We start from the raw sequence: 19,107 nt of genomic DNA, 5'->3' as shown, positions 1-19,107 counted from the left end.
TTAAGGCATGTTGCTTAGCTGACGCATTGCGGTAAGCGGTATTTGTCAGAACTTTTAAAATTGAAGCTAGCCATCAACCAGCAAACGAAATCCAAAGAACTCGCTGCGTTGGGATTTATCGAAGTGGTATCGGTAGGCGGAACGGGCGAAGGTCGCATCGGCATCCCAGGAGCCGCCGCGGGCGATTCTTTCATTTGGAGAGTCCCAAGACAATGGCATATCAACTGAGCTTCCAGCACTGAAACCCTCTCGCCAAGCATCCTGACACCACTCCCAAACATTGCCATGCATCTCGTAAAGCCCCCAGGCATTCGCCGGCAAACTCTTTACCGGCACGGGTTTACCGCGAAATTCACACTTCGGCGCGTTTGCGTAGGGGTAGTCGCCGTTGAAATTCGCTTGCTGCGAATCAATCGTTTCACCAAAATTGAACGGCGTATCACTACCGCTACGACAGGCGTATTCCCATTCCGCTTCGCTAGGTAGCCGGCCTTGAAAACCGGGGATAGCCTGGTTTAACTGCGCAATAAAAGCTTGGGCATCGTCCCAACTCACCCGATGTACGGGAAAGTCGGGGTGTTCCTGATGGCGGCTGGGATTATCATCCGGATGAACTTGCAGCCACAGCGCTTGAGTCACAGCGGTGTCGGCCAGCCAAAAACCGGATTCGAAGTCCACCCGCCGCCGAGATTCGTAGTCGTAGCGTCCTGTTTCAGTCTCCGGGGAACCCATCAAAAATGTCCCGGGCTCGATCCAGCGAAACACTTGCCTGACATTGTTGAATATTAAAGTCTGCCATAAGCCATAACCATCCTCGCCCCATTCGCTGGCCCAAGCCAGGGGAAACATCGGGGGCGACAAGTGATTGCGGTGGGGTAAGCTCATAATTTACAGGCAGATAAACATCAGCGTCACAAAACGCACAGTTAACACGGTAATAAGCACATTGCCACAGTATCGTGGAAACGAGGATCGGATGGCATTCATTTTCTGGTTTTCTTTCTGAGTTGATGCCATCTGTCGCGTATTGCCGCTGCCAACCCGGCCTGCGGCTGCTCCGCGACGCCGCTGTCTGGACGGGGCGCGTCCCTGGCCGTTGCTGGTTTTACGGCTCCTCCGCCTGATCCTGGCTTGAGCTCAGCATGACCTAGGGCAAGCCGGAAACCGAGGTCGCTGGAGCGAAGGCCCGGCGTATTGAGGGAACGAAAGGCGGAACGCACGTTCCTGCCGCGATCATTCCACGAGCCGCCGCGCAACACAAGGTCGCCGCCTGTACCTGCATCCGGCTGCGTCAGCGGATCGACTACGGTCGCCGTGCCCAGGTTGTCTTGCCAGACATCCTGACAACGTTCCCAGACGTTGCCGTGCATTTCGTACAACCCCCACGGGTTGGCCGGCAAGGATTTGACCGGCACGGTTTTTTTACGATTCAAGCCCCGTTCGCCGCCAGCATAAGGCCAATCGCCATTGTAGTTAACCTGATCAGGTGTGATGTTGTTGCCAAACGAAAACGGCGTTGAAGTACCTGCCCGGCAAGCGTATTCCCATTGCGCCTCGGTCGGCAATTGTGCTTGCAAACCGGGCACCAGCGCATTCAGGCGCTCGATAAAACGCCGGGCATGCTCCCAACTGACCTGCTCAACTGGATTTTGCAGGGTGTCATTAAAATGACTCGGATTGTGGCCGCCCAACACCTCCAGCCAGAAGGCCTGGGTGACCGTGGTGTCGGCCAACCAGAAACCCTGAGTCAAGGTCACGGCATGCAGGGTTTCATCATCGTAACGTTCCGGCTCGTCCGGCGACGATCCCATCATAAAGCTGCCCGGCTCGATCCAGCGGAAGCGTTGCGTGACGTCGTTGACGGTGAGGTCGGCGTAGAGGCCGTATTGGTCTACCCCAACAGGCCAGGATGTAGGATTTTCCGGCTCCCATCTCGCTTGGGTAAGCAGCGTCCTTCTATCTTCCTGATTTAACAGGATCGTATTGATAAACCGCTCGCCCCATTTTTCCGGCAATGGTCCGGCCTCAGTAAACCGTCTTAACTCGATGTAATGGTTGAAGCCATCCCCTGCTTGTAAGCAAAAGCGATAATCGTTGCCCGCAAAGCGTAAATTAGCCGACAGCCCTTCTGTATTACGGACGATACTGTCAGCCCAGCTGGGCTTTGTAAATGCTGAAAACGTCATTCTGGCCAATCCAGTATCAAAATCCAGGATCTGCCCATCCAACTGAGCGACGATGCACGACTCGCCATGGACAGGCAAGCGAAGCAATTGCTTATCCACTCGGATCCGGCCATTTTCTACCCAACTTCTGAACAGCATTATACTGTCGTGGATTGCTTCGAATTCGGCCAGTTTCGCGCCACCTATCGCTACGGGCCTGGTGTCGGCATAAGCGATACTCAAGGCTTCACCAACTTGCCAAATGCCATAGCGATTTAATTCGGTGCGTTCACGAGTCAGCTCGTGGACGATGGCGGCATCGTATTCCGCAGGCAACGGAGCGCCGGCCCGCAGTTGCTCGCGGTATGCCAGTCCATACAGCGCGCTGGTATAGCGGTCGTTATAGTGACAAATCGCTTCACCGCTTAACCGGTTTAAATGCCGCCGGGCAAATTGCGTCATGCCGCTGTCGGCCTGGGCACCCTGCAGGGTTTTGGCGAAGCGTTGCATAAAAGCCTCCGCCTGTTGGACATCGGCCAATTGTTCGAGCGGGAAAGCCACCAAAGGCAAGGCGTTAATGACTTCCTCCGCCCAAATCGCCGGAAACTGGCCGATATGCTGGCGTTTGAGCAAACTCAAGACTTGATATTGCAAGCCAGCATCAAGCTGTTTAAATTCGGCCTGATACTCGGCTCGTTTTTCCGGGCGCATGCTGATGGCGGTATAACCCCATTGCATATCGGCATGCTGATACACCGCCGCTTCGATGCCGCTATCGGCTTGTTCAGCGGGTAAACAGCTTAGCACGGCGCGCAGCAACTCAGGTTCGACGTGTACGGCGACGGATAACAATGCCAAGACCTTGCGGACATTCTCAGCGTGGGCCTTGATATCCGGATCGATCTTTTCCGGTTTGAGCTTGCCGTGTTTGTTCCACAACACTTGGCGGATGGTTTTTAGGCGCTCGGGCTGTTGCTGGGCCGCCGATACGGGTGCCAGCACGATCGGCGTAGTGTTTTTGCGGCTTAGTTGCCGGAAAAAACTGTCCCACCGCGTGCGTATGGGGCTGTGTTGTTCAGCCAATTGCCCCAGGTCGCTGACGATGAACACCACACTTTGCGCGGTGAGCGCTTGCCACTGCTTAAGCCGTTGCTGTTGATCAAACCAATCCCAATATTCGCCTAGCGGGTCATCGTCAATCACGCGAATTTCCAGGCCGTTCAATCCGTACTGACGGACAATACTTTCACACAAGCGATGGGCGTCCAACCAGAACGGCAGCAAGCGTTTGTTTAGGTCGAGGACGACATAAACCCGCCCGGCCGGCACAACACGTGGCTTGCGCGGTAGATGATACAAGGTTTGCAGGCGGGCGATACGTTTGACCAACTGCGGTATATCCAGTCGCTGCCCCAAGCTATGGCTTATGGATTGCCGCAAAAAATCGCGCATGCGGGCTTCGGGGACGATGGCTTGATGCGGCAGCGGTTCTCCGCTGGCAAAGGGCTGCAGATCGGCGTCGGAGAGCGGCTCAACGCCTTGAAGCGCCCGCGGCAAGTTGTCGTCGAGCTGTTGCGGATCGGCATAATGCTCATAATGAGCAAGGGCGTAGAACAATGCTTGCGGGCGTTTCTGAGCGAATTTAGCCGGCGTAGGAACAGGGGCTGGGTCTATTTCGGGTGGCTCCCGAGGGGAAACTTTAAAATCAATTTCATGGCTTATCGTGACTGGCGCAGACCATTCGTAACCCAATATCGTCGCGCCCAGGCATTTTTCGTCCTGAGTTTGACAGCGCTGCAGCCAGCGCAGTAAGTCGCCGCGGCTGGTCTGAGTATGAATCGGCATTACAACGCTTTGCGCAACACAAAGTGCTGGATCTCAGCCAGCAAGCATTGCTGATAAGTATCCCGCTCTTGGCCTTGCACTGAGGAATCAGTCATTTCATCCAGCGCCGCCAATAAATCCAGATACTCGGCCAAACCGGCCTTGATGGTGCCGTGGCGCTCAGCCTCCTGCCGGTCGGCGATTAGTTGTTGTAGCGCCAGGCGTTTGATGGCGTCGCTGCACTGGTTATCACTGAAATGCACCTTGGCCCGATCCAAAAACCAAGTTTCAAGGTTTATATCATCCACCGCCAAATGCAGCACCAGACAGCGCCGAATAAACGCCGCCGGCAATTCACGCTCGTCGTTGCTGGTGATGATCACTAGCGGCGGCGCAGCTTGTTTGTCTGCCGTTTGCTGTGTCTTGCCGATGGTTTCTTCCAACAGCGGTACGTCAAAACCGCCGTTACCCAGCACTTCTAATAGTGCGTTCGGCAACGAAGGTTCGGCTTTGTCGATTTCGTCGATTAACAAAACAATGCCGTTATCCAGTTCCCCGTCGTCGGAAATCTGCGGACGGTAGACTTTATGACGGCACACATCGTTGTATTGCTTGGCCGCACTATCCCAGCCGAAGGTCCACCACAGCACACCGGGATTGAGATAATGCTTGGGGTTGAGTTTGTCATCATCTTTGATACCGGCGTGAGCGTCGTTGAGGCGTGCGACCGGATCGTAACGCCAGAGCAAATCCTGGCCTTCGGTGTTGATGTTGACGACTTCGGCGATGAATTTACGTTTGAGTTTGGCCGCTGCCGCGCGCGCCAAGTAGCTCTTGCCCAACCCTGGATCACCTTTTACCAACAGAGGGCGGCGGGTCGCCAAGGCCATTTCCAGGGCATAAGCGCTGGCTTTATCCAGAAAATAACGGCCTTGCCGCCAGGAACCACAGTCCGCGTAATCGATAACGCTATCGGCTTGAAAATGTTTGAGAGTGGTTGCTGTCATGTGCTTGGTTGGCTGGTTTCGAGTATGTTGAAGAGCTCTTCAAACTTGGCACTGAGCTCTGCTTCTTTTTCCGCCTCGGCTTCGCCGTAATAGACGATAGGTAGATCTGGCAAACAATCCGCTGCACTCAAAGCCTGACAATTGACTTCTTCTTGCAATGGGTTGTTAAGCAATTTGGGGTCACCAAGATTTAGTTCCAGGCGATACAATTGATTTAACGCGGGGTCTTGACGTTGCTTGATCACTGCGTTTAACTTCCGACGCTCAAAATTACCTAGATGTTTTGTCGGTGGCAATTTGTGAATGGCGGTGTGAATCGATTCGACTGCATCTTTTTTGAATGCCTCCGTATCCCACCCTGTTTCGCGAGTAATCACGGTCGCATCAATGGCATGCTTTCCCCGTACCTCCCCTTCACGAAACACAAAATCGGGATTAGTCCCATAAATTGCTGAAAGGGACAATTCGGTGGCCATTGCAGAATAGACCGAAAGTTTGATCAAGACCTGTTTTGGAACAGCGCTCTCAGGCGTCATCAGTCTGGCAAAAAAATAAAATAGATCAATTAGTTTATGCCGCACAGTATCGCCGGCATCCTGTTTGAGCGCACCAGAACCCGCATATAGCAATATATCCAATACAGCCAATTCATCAATTTCGAATACTTCCAATAATCGATCATATAAATTTTTTTTGCTGGTGGTATTCGGCAATTTTAGTTTCAATTGATCAGCAAGTTCCTTGAATAGAATTTCCTCATTGGGCATCTTCGACAAGACGTTGAAAATTTGTTGCTTCTGCTCGGCAATGAATTTTTGATGTCTTTGAGCGTGACTTTCTATGCCGGTTACTTCACGAAACCTTTGACTATGATTGATTAAGTATGGAATGGAAACACCGATCAACTGCTTCTGCATCCATTGATTATGATCAGTGATGATGGCCTGAATTTTTCCACTGGCAAGATCAAAAACCGGCGCGCCCGACATACCACCCCAGCCGTTCTGCAAACCGTTGGCTTGGGCAACAGTAGGGTCTATCGTGTCATCCAGCGTGAGCTTAACTTCAGGCTTTTCCAAATCGGCGCCAAATTTGCCGGTAGTCGATTCCATGCAATTACCAGTTACATTTGGATAGCCTGCCGTTTGCCAGCCGGTTCTGGCAACGAAAAGTCGCGATGCCAAGATCGATTCAGCCGGTTTAGTCTTAATTTCAGACGGTAAATCGCAATAGAGGACAACCAAGTCGCATTTGGATTTTATATCTTCCGCCGGGCCTTCTCCGTCATAAGCGATACCGTTGACTGTGGCGGTCAGTGGTTTGTCATTACTGTCTTTAATGGCCGGCCATTCGACAGTGATAGATTCCCCACTTTGCCAGTCGACAGCTTCGATTACGTGTCTAGCTGTCAGCAGCAAGTTCGGAGCGATAGGATAAGCAGTACCAATATTCCCTCTATGTTTGATTCTGGCAGTCAATATAAGCTCCATTAGCTAACTCCTGACCCCCCACCTTTTAATTTGACCTTTCCGGGATTACCCGCTTGCGGATCAAGGTTTTTCGCGTCCTCCGGCTCTAAACTCAATTTAATTTTATGTGTGACAGCATTTTTGTAGCTTGCAGAGGCCTCTGCATCGATGCCGCCCAACACCCAGAAATTAAATTTACCGCCAGCTTTTCCACCCACCGATTTTTCGACCACCATTTGCAATTCCACTTCTACGCTATTGACTTTAAAGCGGATGGTTTCCGCCTCCCCGTGCATCGAAGCCGTCACCAAACTTTGTCTCAGCTCTTGAATCACTTCCGCCAAGTTCAGCTTGTCTTTCTCGTTCATAGCCACTCCCTTCGTCATTTATTTAAAGTGTTGGGTGTAACTGACTGTGTTTTACCAATTCGTTATCGGGCGCCTTTCTGAGCGCTCTGAATTGTCTTTGAACTCAATCTCCCCAACATTTATCTTTCCCGTGCTCCAGCGATGCGCAGCGCCGGAGCACGGAAACGATGACCGATAAAAAAATTAAGCCAATTTCGGCTTTATCGCGGTCATCAACATGTCCACGCCTTCACGATAAGGCGAATGCACATCGCTGAATCCGAGAGATTGCAGGGTGGATATGACGGCTGGCACATGCATGATGTGGTCCGGTGATTCGTCGCTCAGCAAATGTACCACCCAGTCTTCCAAAAGATCGTAGCGCTGCAGTTCCCCAAAGGTCTTGAACCAATGGCGAATGTCGGCTTGCGTGGAAGCCAAATGCCGCACGGGATCATCGATAGCGAAGCGGTCGCCGTTTGCGAACAATCCACCCGGTTTAAGCACGCGCCAGATTTCGGCAAAGACTTGATCCCGATAGTCATTCAGAAAATTGTGAATGGCATAATTCGAGGCTACAACCTCAACGCTGGCGTCCGGTTGCTGCTGTAAAAAAGCTAGCGCATCGCTCTCGATGAATTCGACACGACCGTTGTCGACATACTCCGCCAAATTCGCGCGCGCCTGGGTAAGCATTGCCGCTGAGGCATCGAAAGCGCGCAGATGCAGGTCCTTGCGCTGAGTAAGCAAGGACAGCGTGCTCAATCCTGTGCCGCAGCCGATCTCCAGCCCCTGTAGACTATTGCCGGGATGCCATGCGGCGACTGTCTCGCCGAGCTTTTGCGTCAGCACCACGACATTGGGACACATCATACCGAGAAAATCGTACTCTTCACCGATACGGCCGGTAAACGGATTCTGTGCGGTTAAAGAAGGCATCACGGCATTTTCATTCGAATTCATAAATAGCGTCCCGGTTTGTTTAATAAATACGCGCTGGTGCTTGATTGCAGCGGGCAGGAAGGAGTGTGTGGATTTCGTATTTTTGCTCTGAAATTATAATCAGATAAACGCGCTACGGATACCGAGCCACCCACTTCCCCACACGCTGGCATCCTTCGCGTTATCTTCTAGCCGTTAACCTCGATAAATCGCAGTCAACACGCTAAGTTTCAAAACGCGAATGGGGCCAATCTTTAAGCGATCTAATCCAGCTATGCGTGACCGGATTTCGATGAATGTGGCGGACATGCTGCCGCTAATTCGATACAGCGTTATTGTCATATAAACCCGGCAATATTTTGTTATGATCTGACCCATGTAGTCTGCTCTCTGCCTAGAATACTGGCTTGGCCTTAAATTCCCGGCATTCTTCGTTACCGCCTGCCGCGGTGCTAATCTACTTGAACCGCTGGACTGCATGCTGCATGAGAGCGACGATATTGACGGGTTGAATTGGTCATCAAACTAAAGGTTTAGACCTCTTGGGAAAATGATTTTCAAGCGCTTTTAAATTGGAGAAATACGTTATGTCTAAATTACGATTTGTTGTTTCCACGTTGGCGTTGGCTTGGCTACCCAATGCTCAGGCGGCCTACAGCGGTAGTCTGTCGTTTGTTCAACCTACGGGCACTGTCGTTGCAACCGATAACATTCCGATTTGGTTGAAACTAAGTTTGGACGCCACATCGGATCCCTTGGTTTTTTCCAGCACAGGTGGCGGTAACCCGCCGTTTGGCATCAATCCGGCCAACTACCCAAGCAGCTTTACTTATTACGATTCAAACACTAGCCAAAGCAGCTACATAGAAAATGGCGTACTTATCACCGTGAATAATATTTCTTTGAGTTCTTCTATTGGTTGTGCCGGTACATTTCTGGCCGATAGCTGCTCTCCCGGACCTTACGAATTCAATTTCAACTCCAGCCTAAGCAGCATAGATATCGCCGATATCACCTTGAACCCTGGCGATAGCGTTGAGTATTTGCTCGGCGAATTTACCCCGAAAAATGGCGCAGCCCCAACCGGCGAATACGAGTTTTATACAGCGGGATTGGGTATATTTTTTCGCGGTACGGTTAGGGCTCCGCAATTAGATGAAAACGGTGCGCCGGTTCTGGATGAGAACGGAGATCCGATTTTGCAAGATTTTGTTAACGCCGAGAGCCGCCTGGAAATCGCCAGCACCGCATGTGCAGCGCAACCCGATCCAACTTGCTCAGAGAAATTTGCGCGGACAGTCGTCGCTGCTCCCGTGCCTGTGCCCGCCGCTTTTTGGTTATTTGGTTCAACCCTGCTCAGTTTTGTCGGCTACCGCCGGCGCAATATCTTTACGCGGTCTGTCTGAGTCTTAATTAAAGCACGTCTGTCTTCGCAAATACTCCAAGCCGCCAGCCCTTAAATATGCTGGCGGTTTTGAGGTTTGCAGCCAAATAGTTCAGGTTGCACGCCGGCGTTACCTGACACTTCCGCCAGTCGAAATGATCAAGCCCCACGACAGTGCATGCGTTTAAACTAGCCGAGGATTGGTATCTGGAGGCTATTCTCTGCTACCATTCAAATCGGTCGAGGCGGGATTGCTTGGCCGTAAATGGATTTCGGTTTTGCAGGGCAGCCTCAATGCATCATCGAGTAAATCACTATCGACGAGGCGCAATATTAGAGGGACAAACATGGACAAACTTACAGCACTTTCTTTAAGCATCGGCGTATTGGCGGGCGTAGCCACATTTTTGGCGGTGGGACCGGCCAGCGGCGTGTTCTTTATCTGGGCCGCCACCATTGCCTGGGCAGCCTATTTTTTCTTGGGTGCGACCAAGGAAGCCTTGAAAAATACTATCGTCTGCGGGATTTTCGGCGTATTCATGGCCTGGGTAACGGCGATTATCTTGACCGGGATTTCGCCGGACACTGCCTTAGGTTTTCCAACTATGGCCGCCATTACGGTGACTTTTGCGGTCGTGGTGATGTGCCTTGCCGCCAATTTTCCGCAATTGGCAACCATTCCTGCCAGCGTCTTAGGCTATTCATCCACGTTTGCCTATTTATTGCAAACCCCGGACAAGTTGACACAAGAAGTCTTGTTCGGCGCATCGCTGAGCAATCCTTTGCTGGTGATTTCAATCTCAATTGTAGTGGGTACTTATTTTGGTCAGCTTTCCGCGCAATTAGCGGCTAAGTGGACTAAAGAGTAACCACATTTTTAGGCTGAACCGTCGGGCTTACCGGCAAACACCCACGCCGATTGTTCGGCAAAAATAGGCGGAATGTAAAAACTCCGCCTAACTATCAAAAAAATTTCGGTCGTTTAATCATCGTTCCGTTCAGAACTCTCCGGCTCCCAGCGAGGAACGCGAGTGCCGATTTCCCTCCCCTGAGTTTCGCTGCTCGCAGCCTCGGAATTAGCCGCAAATTGCCAATTCATTCTGTTTTAGGCGAAAATGGCACGTTACGCATAGCTCAGTCTCTTTCGGAATAAGCAATCAGATTGCTCATAAACCGCGCGACCAGCTTATGCACAATGGCCATTTAATGAAGATGCACGGGGTGTCGCTATCGCTCTACCCTGTCTACGCATTAACTTGGTCAGATACCGCTACAGGACGCATCGAGAACAACAAAAATCATGTCTACCCATTCAAGACACATCCAGTTAATGGATACCACGCTGCGCGACGGCGAACAAACCCAGGGCGTTGCTTTTACGCCGATGGAAAAAGTCAGCATCGCCAAAGCTTTGTTGCAGTTTTTGCGCGTTGACCGCATAGAGGTCGCTTCGGCGCGGGTTTCGGAAGGCGAGAAGGAAGCCGTCAGCCTGATCAATCAATGGGCACGACACGAAGGTTTTGCCGAGCGCGTTGAAGTCTTGGGCTTTGTCGATCATACCCGCAGCGTCGATTGGATCAAATCGACCGGCGGTAGCGTGATCAACCTACTAGCCAAGGGCAGCGAAAAACATTGCCGCGAACAGCTCGGCAAAACCCTGGAACAGCACAGCGCTGATGTGCTGCAAACCATTACCTACGCCCACGAGCAAGGTTTGAAGATCAATGTTTATCTGGAAGATTGGTCCAACGGCTACAAAGACAGCCGGGGTTATGTTTACGGCTTGATGGAACGCTTGCAACAGGCCCCGATCAGCCATTTCATGCTGCCCGATACCTTGGGCGTGATGGCGCCTGACGAAGTTTTCGCCAGCTTCAGCGATATGTGCCAGCGCTACCCAACCCTGCAATTTGATTTCCATCCGCACAACGATTACGGCTTGGCGACCGCCAACGTCATGGCGGCGGTGCGGGCCGGTGTCAGCGCGGTGCATTGCACTGTCAACTGCTTGGGCGAACGGGCCGGCAACGCTTCCATCGCCGAAGTGGCGGTGGTACTGCGCGATAAAATGGCGATGGAATTGTCCGTGGACGAGAGCCATTTGGTGCGCATCAGCGAGATGGTGGAAAACTTCTCCGGCAAGCGCGTCGCCGCCAATGCGCCCATCGTCGGTGCCGACGTGTTCACCCAAACTGCCGGCATCCATGCCGATGGCGACCAGAAAGGCGGTTTGTATAAAACCAAGCTCGGCCCTGAACGCTTTTCCCGTATCCGCAGTTATGCATTGGGCAAAATGAGCGGCAAAGCCTCCTTGAAAAAAAATCTGGAGCAGTTGGAGCTGGATCTGTCGGAAGAAGACCAGAAGAAGGTGCTGGCGCGCATCGTCAGTATCGGCGATTCCAAACAAACCATTACCACCGACGACCTGCCGTTCATCATCGCCGACGTGCTGGAAAGCAAGAGCTATCAGCACATCAAATTACTGGCTTGCTCGATCAACAGTGGCCTGGATTTGCCGTCTACAGTCAGCATCCGCGTAGATGTCAAAGGCGAGAAACACCAGACCACCGGGGCCGGCAGCGGCGGTTTCGACGCCTTTATCGACGCCATCGGCAAGGTATTGCAACATTACGATTACACCTTACCGACGCTGGCCGATTTCGAAATCCGCATCCCCAAAGGCGGCCACACCAGCGCCTTGACCGAATGCGTGATTACCTGGGATTGCGGCACCGAACTGCGCAAAACCCGCGGCGTACACGTCAACCAGGTATTTGCCGGCATTTTGGCGACCATCAAGTTGATCAACATCCAGTTGCATGAAAAGGCCAATAGCCCGCAAGCTTAGATGAGCGGCCCGCAGGACAGCCTGCCAAGCCGAAAGCAAACGCCTTCAATCCCTAACCCAGTCATTGTCCGAGGAAAATCCGCTCGTCGAGTTGTACCGAATTTAAGGCATCCACATAGTAAATTTTGATACAGCAAGCCATCATAATTTATATCGAGAAAATACTATGCGGACCACCGTAACCATTGACGACACCTTATACCAAAAGCCCTGAAAATGGCCGACCCGGACATGGATAAAGCCGAAATCTTCCGGGAAGCGATGAAAACCTTTGTATGGGTTCAGGCCGCCAAACGCTTAGCTGCCTTGGGCGGGAGCCTACCGGAGATGACTGATATTCCCCGAGAACGCGGCCAAACCAACTCGTCCGCATGATATTGGTCGATACTTCGGTTTGGGTTAACCCATTTCAAAAATCGTAACGAGGATTTGGTTCGGTTACTGCTTTCCGATTCGGCCTTGATTCACCCTCTGATCATTGCAGAATTGGCCTTTGGCGCGCCACCCGCGCCGAGAACTCAAACTCTGAACAACCTCCGCCAATTAAGGTATTGCAATCAAGCTGGTTTGCAGGAAGTGGAAGACTTTATCGAACGTGAAGCGCTATATGGCTTGGGTTGCGGACTAATCGATTTGCAGTTGCTAGCCTCGGTTTTGATTACGCCCGGCGCCAAGCTGTGGACGTTGGACAAGCGGTTGGCGAAACTGGCTGAGCGGTTTGGTGTGGCTTATCGAATATCGCCGACTACGAATTGATTTACATGTTCCGTGCGGTTCGTTACCTCACCGCACGCTACGAGCTAAGGCTGCGTGATTTATCATCGTTCCCACGCTCCGCGTGGGAATGCAGCCCCGGACGCTCGGGCGTCATTATGAATCAAGGTAAAGCATGGGAAGAAGCCGTTATCTCATCATCGAAGCCGACAAACCCCATTTCATGACCTGCACCGTCGTGGAATGGCTGGCCGTGTTTACCCGCCCGGAAACCGTGCAAATCGTCCTCGATAGTTGGCAATACCAACGCCAACACGCAGGTTTAAAACTCTACGGCTACGTGGTTTTGGAAAACCATCTGCACTTTATCGCCCAAGCCCCGGAACTCGACAAATGCGCTGCCAGCTTCAAAGCGTATACCGCCCGCCGGATCATTGACCACCTCCAGCAGCAAAAAGCCGAGCGCCTGTTGCAACGCCTGCATTTTGCCAAAGCCGCACATAAACGGGATCGCGAATACCAGTTCTGGCAAGAGGGCGTACATGCCGAAATGATTTTGAACGAAGCGATGATGCGGCAGAAGCTGGACTACATCCACGCCAACCCGGTCAAGCGCGGTTATGTCAACTTACCGCAGCATTGGCGTTATTCCAGTGCCGCCAACTATGAAGGCTTGGCGGGGTTGATGGAGATCGATGTTTGGTGATGGACGCTGGAGCGTCCGAGGCTGCGTTCCCACGCGGAGCGTGGGAACGATGAAATGAATCCGGCGCAAAGCTGTGGGCGCTGGACAAACGCTTGGCGATTCTGGTCGAGTGCTTTAGCGGACTATCAAACATTGCAGAGCACGAATTGACTTTAGGCTGTTAGTTTCGATAAATATCCTCGACTTGGATTATTGGCATATGAGCAATCATTCCTGAGGAGATTGACGCTGTTCGCTTTGATTCTTCGTGAGCCACCGCTGCTGTAAGATAAATTAAAGTACTGCGGACCAATTTTAGTAATTTAATCGTTTGCGCTGTAAGTTCAATCTCTGTTATTGGAAAGCTAATTTCTAGCCCATTCAAGGATCTATCGTCCTCAGCATTATATAAATCATCTACATGAACACGCAAATATTTATGAGCAATATGATTTCTAATATCATGTAGAAGCTTAGCTTCTGGATCGAGAGGGCGATCTGCATTTTTTTGATAATAAAAGTCCCGACTTAATGAAAATAAACCTCTCAGTGGCCAATTATCGCATTCTGTAAATTTTTCAATCAATTTACGTTGATTTCCTTTTCCGAAAAACCAGACTGAATTGAAATCAACTTTATGAATCGGGTGGCCTATTTCCCAATATTCATTAATAATATAGGCAACTTTGTCGAGTATCGTATGTGCTGAGAGAAAAGCCATCTTTAGTTTCTCAATCCATAGCCTATAAAAACGGTAGTCGAGTGTGTCGTACAAAATGATGCCATAATCGGAAAAATGCAACGGCAAGTCTTGCTCTCGCGTTGCTTCAAACAGGAGAAATCTAGCAGAAACAAACTCTTGTTTAAGTTGATTGAATATAGCGTATGGAACTGGCAACCATTCGGGCTTTTCACGGATGTTGGTTACTATTGATGGCAAAGTAAGTGTGTCCTGTAGGCCATCTATTGATGAAGATAAGTCGTTTGCTTGGTTTAAGACAAGTCGATGCTGAACACACCATTTTCTGTAAGCCTTTTCAAGCTCATCTTCTCCACCAAAGATCGAAAAGCCGGGATTTAATTCATCCCAATTTGCTAATTTATTTAAGTGTTCGAGTAACTCTAACATTGGAGCTTTGGCATGATTTTCTACTCCCAATGACAAAGCATTGCAAAAAGCGACTCTACTACTCTTAAGAAATAGTGCTTGAGTTTCTGGATCTTCGATAAATCTCGAATACCAAAAAAGTGCCATACCTCGATTCCCAATTGCCATTGAGAATTCAGGTATATCAGAAATTGCTTGATCCCAATATTCTATAGCTTCAGTAAAACGACCAACATGATTAAGTACATTGGCAAGATTGGTTGTAATACGTAGCTTAAGATCGGTGCCAATTTCCCTTGTCGATGAGTTTCTAAGATAATTGAGTGCTGACCTAAGGAAGTAAATTTCGTTATCAACGTTCGGATTAGCCCAAGCAAAATCTTTTCTATCGTTACTCGCCTGTCTTAAACAGGAAAAAACGTTCGCTGTATAGAAGTCTAAGGTAGCATTTTCTAAATCAGTCAGCGTTTTCCTATCGAAACTTTCAATATTTGCCAGTGCTGAATTTAAACTTTGGATGTCTTCAGTCTCAATTGATGTGTCGATCCAACTAGCTAATTTCTCCAATTTTAATTTCATTAGATTTTAGAAACGTAGAGGTAATTAATGAAGTGCAATAACCGAATCATACGAAATATACCACCAATCACGCTACAGCCGTGCCGCGCCAGCGGTATAATGCCTGGGAAGCCAGAGCGTCTGTCGCTGAGTCCTCATGTAGGAGCCTGGGGACAATAAAGACGAATACGTGCGCTGCGGCAAATAAGCCGGCTGCTGGTTATCTTTTTGCCATCGCTTTACTCGGCCGTTGAACATATTTTCTCCATCGGCCAAGCTTTTTTCTCGGTCATTGGACAAAATAACTCTAACGTTTCAGCTCAGAACTCGAGCGATGTAGTTCTTAGGGAGAATGATCAAGAAAAAAGCTCGGACGTTTTGGTTTAGAACTGCAGCGTTTTAGAAAATTTCTTGATCGTTCGAGTCCGGAGCTCGGCCGTTCCGGAAAATTTCTAAAACCTTGCGGCTCTGAGCTCGAACGTTTGAGAAAATCACTCGAATTACCGCCATATCCAACAGCTCGACGGGCTATTCAACCCTGCAGCAACGGTTTTGCTTCCCGGTAATTCAGTAAAAACGTTTACAAAACCCATTCCATTTAGGTTTTGCCTAGGTTTGCCGGGTGGCTGTTTTTCGGGGGAAGCATCGCAACCAATCTGCTAAAATCCGCTGTTTATTTTTCGATAGAAATTTCCTGATTTAACGCTTTAACCACTCAGCACTCACCATCTCATGAAAAACTACAAAATCGCAGTCCTGGCCGGCGACGGCATCGGCCCTGAAATCACCGCGGAAGCCATTAAGGTTTTGAAAGTCATCGAAGAACGTAACGACGTTAGCTTCGAACTGATGCCGGCTTTGTTCGGCGCCTGCGCTTACTTCGCAACCGGCGATGCTTTCCCGCAAGCCACCATCGACATTTGCGATCAAGCCGACGCCATCCTGAAAGGCACCATAGGCTTGAATCACGAAGAATCAAAGAAAATCCCGGTCGACAAACAACCGGAGCGTGGTGCTCTGTTGCCGCTACGTCGCCGCTATAACACCTACGCCAACTTTCGCCCGGTTTTCCTGCCCAGGTCTTTGGCGCATTTCTCGCCGCTGAAGCCGGAAGTGATCGGCGATGGCATCGATTTGATCATGGTGCGCGAGCTGGTGGGCGGCCTGTATTTCGGCCAAAAAGAAGCGGGAGTCAACGAGCAAGGGCTGCGTTACGTGCGCGAAACCTTGGAATACGACGAGGAACAAATTCGTCGCATCATGCACCAGGCCTTCAAACTGGCGCAAAAACGCCGCAAATTGCTGCACAACATCCATAAAAGCAACGTTCTGAAATCCAGCGTGCTGTGGAACGAAGTGATGGAAGAAGTCGCCAAGGAATACCCGGACGTGCAAATCGTCAATTATCTCGTCGATTCGGCCGCGACCGCACTATGTCTGAAACCGACCCAATTTGACGTGATGGTGATGGAAAACATGTTCGGCGACATTCTCAGCGACCAAGGCGGCGGCATTTTGGGCTCGCTGGGCCTGATGCCGTCAGCGTGTATCGGTCCTGAAAAAGCTTACTACGAACCTTCGCACGGTTCGGCACCTGACATCGCCGGCAAAAACATCGCTAATCCATACTCGATGATCGGTTCGGTGGCGATGATGCTGGAAAACAGCTTTGGTATGGAAGCGGAAGCGAAAAACGTCTGGGCAGCAATGCAGGGCGTGTTTGCCGACGGCTACTCTACCGCCGACCTATCCAAACCCGGCAGTGGCGTCACCATGATCAGCACGGTTGAATTTGGCGACAAAGTGGTGGCAAAGCTACGGGAAATGCCTAAGGTCTAATAAGGGCTTGCCATACGATAACGCGGCGTAGGCTGCGTTATCTTTGCTTTTACAAGCCTCGTATCCCAGTTGCTGGTATTAACGTCAAGGACGGGTGATTAAAACAGTATCCGCCGCGACGCCTACTTTTTCGAAAATGCTTTAGTCCCTTACCCACTCTTCAACCAAACGGCTGGGTATATGCGGCGATTCGCTGGATTGCGGGTGGTTTTTGCCGGCGATGACGCAAAAGATCACCCGCAGGGTGTCTGCCAATAATAACCAGGTGATCAGCATAAATAAGCTGGTTAAACCGGCGTTCAAGTAGTCGTTGAAAATCAAATGCGGTGCATTTTTGACTTGCTCGGCTGGGAGAGCGCCGTTGGCAAGTCTGGCGGATAAATCTGCGGCATGCGATAAAAATCCCACCCGCAAATCGGCGGCAAACAATTTTTCCCAAGCGGCGGTGCTGGTGACGATAATCAACCAGGCCAAGGGTGTTGCCGTGACCCACACATATTTCAGTTTGTCCGACTTCACCAATATCGTGGTGCCCACGCATAAGGCTATTGCTGCCAGCATCTGGTTGGCGATGCCGAACAACGGCCAGAGGCTGTTGATGCCGCCTAAGGGATCGATAGTGCCCATATACAGGAAATAACCCCAAGCCCCGACCACCAGAGCGCTGGTCAACAGTATGCTGGGATAGCTGTTGGTTTTAGGCAAACCAACATTGCTCAGAATATCTTGCAGCATGAAGCGGGCGACGCGGGTGCCGGCGTCGAGCGTGGTCAGAATAAACAAGGCCTCGAACATGATGGCAAAGTGATACCAGGCCGCCAGTAGATGCTCGCCAAATACTTGCGCAAACAAACTAGCCATCCCGACCGCCAACGAGGGCGCGCCGCCGGTGCGAGCAAACAAGGTGGATTCGCCCATGGTTTTGGCCAGGGTTTGCATTTGGTCGACGCTCACCGGAAAGCCCCAGCCGCTGATTTTGGCCACCGCGTCCACCGCTTCCTTGCCGACGATGCCGGCCGGGCTGTTGATCGCGAAATACACGCCTGGCTCTAAAACTGAGGCGGCGATCATCGCCATAATCGCAACGAAGGATTCCATCATCATCGCCCCATAGCCGATGAAACGGGCGTCTTGCTCGTTCGCCAGCAGTTTGGGCGTGGTGCCGGAGGAAATTAGCGCATGAAAGCCGGAAATGGCGCCGCAGGCAATAGTAATAAACACGAACGGAAACAGTTTGCCGCCGAAGATAGGCCCGCTACCGTCGATGAACTGAGTCAAGGCCGGCATTTTCAGTTCCGGACGTAACACCACGATGGCAATCGCCAGCGCGCTGATGGTGCCCAGCTTCATGAACGTGGATAAATAGTCTCTTGGTGCCAGCAAAAGCCAGACTGGCAACACGGCAGCGGCAAAGCCGTACAAAATCACCATCAATGCCAGTTGTGGGGCGTCGTAATCGAACCAACCACGGATGGTCGGATTGTCGTCGATCCAGCCGCCGCAGACTACGGCGAAAATCAACAGGGACACACCGATCAGCGTGGCTTCCGCCACCCGGCCCGGCCGCAACTGATTTAAATACAGACCCATCAACATCGCGATCGGAATGGTCGCGGCGACGGTGGAAGTGGCCCAGGGGCTGTGTTTCATCGCATTGACGACTACCAAACCCAATACCGCGATCAGAATCACCATGATCACCATCACGCCCAGCATCGCTGCCGTGCCGCCGATATTGCCCAGTTCATCCTTGGCCATTTGCCCCAGCGAGCGGCCGTCGCGGCGCACCGAGAAGAACAGCGTGACAAAATCCTGGACACAACCGCCCAACACCGCGCCGATCAAAATCCACAAAGTACCCGGCAGATAACCGAACTGTGCGGCCAGAGTTGGGCCGATCAACGGGCCTGGTCCGGCAATCGCGGCGAAATGGTGGCCGAACACCACCCATTTGTGAGTCGGCATGAAATCGCGACCATCGTCGAAACGCTCTGCGGGAGTGGCGCGACTGGGATCCAATACCAATACTTTAGTCGCGACAAATGCGCTATAGAAACGATAGCCCAGCGCGTAGATGCAAAGCGCCGCGACGATTAGCCACATACTATTAATGCTTTCACCGCGTTGCAGAGCAATCCCGCCGACGGCGAAGGCGCCGGTCAGGGCGACGCAAGCCCAGAAAAAAATGGACGGTACTTGTTTGTTAGGGCCAGACAT

Annotated in this window: 15 protein-coding genes; 7 read left to right on the top strand and 8 right to left on the bottom strand. The window is 51.2% G+C overall.

Annotated features, from left to right (window positions below):
* Positions 1-66: 66 nt before the first annotated feature.
* From CWO84_RS23405 to CWO84_RS23380, 6 genes are all read right to left on the bottom strand, one after another.
* The gene (locus CWO84_RS23405) at positions 67-849 is read right to left on the bottom strand and encodes a formylglycine-generating enzyme family protein (RefSeq protein ID WP_205800458.1); all 783 of its coding nucleotides are present in this window, start codon (positions 847-849) and stop codon (positions 67-69) included.
* A 134-nt stretch (positions 850-983) separates the two neighbouring features.
* Positions 984-4,010, bottom strand: coding sequence for a formylglycine-generating enzyme family protein (locus tag CWO84_RS24760; protein ID WP_205800456.1), 3,027 nt, complete (start codon positions 4,008-4,010; stop codon positions 984-986).
* Positions 4,010-4,996, bottom strand: a complete 987-nt coding sequence (locus tag CWO84_RS23395) for an AAA family ATPase (RefSeq protein WP_101055553.1) — start codon at positions 4,994-4,996, stop codon at positions 4,010-4,012. Before CWO84_RS23395 ends, CWO84_RS24760 begins: the two co-directional genes overlap by 1 nt.
* Positions 4,993-6,486 (bottom strand): hypothetical protein, encoded by a 1,494-nt coding sequence (locus CWO84_RS23390; protein ID WP_101055552.1) that lies wholly within the window; start codon positions 6,484-6,486, stop codon positions 4,993-4,995. The genes CWO84_RS23395 and CWO84_RS23390 overlap by 4 nt, the downstream gene beginning before the upstream one ends.
* Positions 6,486-6,833 (bottom strand): trypco2 family protein, encoded by a 348-nt coding sequence (locus CWO84_RS23385; RefSeq protein ID WP_101055551.1) that lies wholly within the window; start codon positions 6,831-6,833, stop codon positions 6,486-6,488. Before CWO84_RS23385 ends, CWO84_RS23390 begins: the two co-directional genes overlap by 1 nt.
* Before the next feature lie 183 nt (positions 6,834-7,016).
* The gene (locus tag CWO84_RS23380) at positions 7,017-7,775 is read right to left on the bottom strand and encodes a class I SAM-dependent methyltransferase (RefSeq protein WP_101055550.1); all 759 of its coding nucleotides are present in this window, start codon (positions 7,773-7,775) and stop codon (positions 7,017-7,019) included.
* Positions 7,776-8,341: 566 nt separating this feature from the next.
* On the opposite strand from CWO84_RS23380, the gene CWO84_RS23375 reads away from it, so the two are divergent.
* The 6 genes from CWO84_RS23375 to CWO84_RS23350 all read left to right on the top strand — a co-directional run bounded on the left by CWO84_RS23375 (position 8,342) and on the right by CWO84_RS23350 (position 13,406).
* Complete coding sequence (locus CWO84_RS23375) at positions 8,342-9,160, top strand: hypothetical protein (RefSeq protein ID WP_101055548.1); 819 nt, start codon at positions 8,342-8,344, stop codon at positions 9,158-9,160.
* A 325-nt stretch (positions 9,161-9,485) separates the two neighbouring features.
* Positions 9,486-10,007, top strand: a complete 522-nt coding sequence (locus CWO84_RS23370) for a DUF1097 domain-containing protein (RefSeq protein ID WP_101055547.1) — start codon at positions 9,486-9,488, stop codon at positions 10,005-10,007.
* A 431-nt stretch (positions 10,008-10,438) separates the two neighbouring features.
* Entirely contained in the window at positions 10,439-11,986 is a 1,548-nt protein-coding gene (locus CWO84_RS23365; RefSeq protein ID WP_101055546.1) for an alpha-isopropylmalate synthase regulatory domain-containing protein, read from the top strand.
* 216 nt (positions 11,987-12,202) lie between these two features.
* On the top strand, positions 12,203-12,361 hold the full coding sequence (locus CWO84_RS23360; protein ID WP_201798994.1) for a hypothetical protein: 159 nt from the start codon (positions 12,203-12,205) through the stop codon (positions 12,359-12,361).
* 84 nt (positions 12,362-12,445) lie between these two features.
* Positions 12,446-12,742, top strand: a complete 297-nt coding sequence (locus CWO84_RS23355) for a VapC toxin family PIN domain ribonuclease (protein ID WP_201798995.1) — start codon at positions 12,446-12,448, stop codon at positions 12,740-12,742.
* A gap of 133 nt (positions 12,743-12,875) precedes the next feature.
* Positions 12,876-13,406, top strand: coding sequence for a transposase (locus CWO84_RS23350; RefSeq protein WP_033158053.1), 531 nt, complete (start codon positions 12,876-12,878; stop codon positions 13,404-13,406).
* A 160-nt stretch (positions 13,407-13,566) separates the two neighbouring features.
* Here CWO84_RS23350 and CWO84_RS23345 read toward each other — a convergent pair whose 3' ends face one another.
* On the bottom strand, positions 13,567-15,072 hold the full coding sequence (locus CWO84_RS23345) for an LA2681 family HEPN domain-containing protein (RefSeq protein ID WP_101055545.1): 1,506 nt from the start codon (positions 15,070-15,072) through the stop codon (positions 13,567-13,569).
* Positions 15,073-15,783: 711 nt separating this feature from the next.
* Between CWO84_RS23345 and leuB the strand changes: the two genes are divergently transcribed.
* Positions 15,784-16,890: a 3-isopropylmalate dehydrogenase gene (gene leuB, locus CWO84_RS23340; protein ID WP_033158055.1), complete on the top strand. Its 1,107-nt coding sequence runs from the start codon at positions 15,784-15,786 to the stop codon at positions 16,888-16,890.
* 141 nt (positions 16,891-17,031) lie between these two features.
* Here leuB and CWO84_RS23335 read toward each other — a convergent pair whose 3' ends face one another.
* Positions 17,032-19,107: a carbon starvation CstA family protein gene (locus tag CWO84_RS23335; RefSeq protein WP_051670258.1), complete on the bottom strand. Its 2,076-nt coding sequence runs from the start codon at positions 19,105-19,107 to the stop codon at positions 17,032-17,034.

It is taken from the genome of Methylomonas sp. Kb3, assembly GCF_002834115.1.
GTDB classification, from domain to species: Bacteria; Pseudomonadota; Gammaproteobacteria; order Methylococcales; family Methylomonadaceae; genus Methylomonas; species Methylomonas defluvii.
The sequence above is the reverse complement of the archived record's forward strand: the minus strand, read 5'-3'. Positions and strand labels throughout refer to the sequence as shown.

Bases quoted from the DNA above. Each gene is read 5' to 3' on its own strand.
- CWO84_RS23405 (WP_205800458.1), bottom strand. From the start codon at position 849: ATGTTTCCCCTGGCTTGGGCCAGCGAATGGGGCGAGGATGGTTATGGC.
- CWO84_RS23370 (WP_101055547.1), top strand. From the start codon at position 9,486: ATGGACAAACTTACAGCACTTTCTTTAAGCATCGGCGTATTGGCGGGC.
- CWO84_RS23360 (WP_201798994.1), top strand. From the start codon at position 12,203: ATGGCCGACCCGGACATGGATAAAGCCGAAATCTTCCGGGAAGCGATG.
- CWO84_RS23350 (WP_033158053.1), top strand. From the start codon at position 12,876: ATGGGAAGAAGCCGTTATCTCATCATCGAAGCCGACAAACCCCATTTC.
- CWO84_RS23385 (WP_101055551.1), bottom strand. From the start codon at position 6,833: ATGAACGAGAAAGACAAGCTGAACTTGGCGGAAGTGATTCAAGAGCTG.
- CWO84_RS23335 (WP_051670258.1), bottom strand. From the start codon at position 19,107: ATGTCTGGCCCTAACAAACAAGTACCGTCCATTTTTTTCTGGGCTTGC.
- CWO84_RS23375 (WP_101055548.1), top strand. From the start codon at position 8,342: ATGTCTAAATTACGATTTGTTGTTTCCACGTTGGCGTTGGCTTGGCTA.
- CWO84_RS23395 (WP_101055553.1), bottom strand. From the start codon at position 4,996: ATGACAGCAACCACTCTCAAACATTTTCAAGCCGATAGCGTTATCGAT.
- CWO84_RS23390 (WP_101055552.1), bottom strand. From the start codon at position 6,486: ATGGAGCTTATATTGACTGCCAGAATCAAACATAGAGGGAATATTGGT.
- CWO84_RS23365 (WP_101055546.1), top strand. From the start codon at position 10,439: ATGTCTACCCATTCAAGACACATCCAGTTAATGGATACCACGCTGCGC.
- leuB (WP_033158055.1), top strand. From the start codon at position 15,784: ATGAAAAACTACAAAATCGCAGTCCTGGCCGGCGACGGCATCGGCCCT.
- CWO84_RS23380 (WP_101055550.1), bottom strand. From the start codon at position 7,775: ATGAATTCGAATGAAAATGCCGTGATGCCTTCTTTAACCGCACAGAAT.
- CWO84_RS23345 (WP_101055545.1), bottom strand. From the start codon at position 15,072: ATGAAATTAAAATTGGAGAAATTAGCTAGTTGGATCGACACATCAATT.
- CWO84_RS24760 (WP_205800456.1), bottom strand. From the start codon at position 4,010: ATGCCGATTCATACTCAGACCAGCCGCGGCGACTTACTGCGCTGGCTG.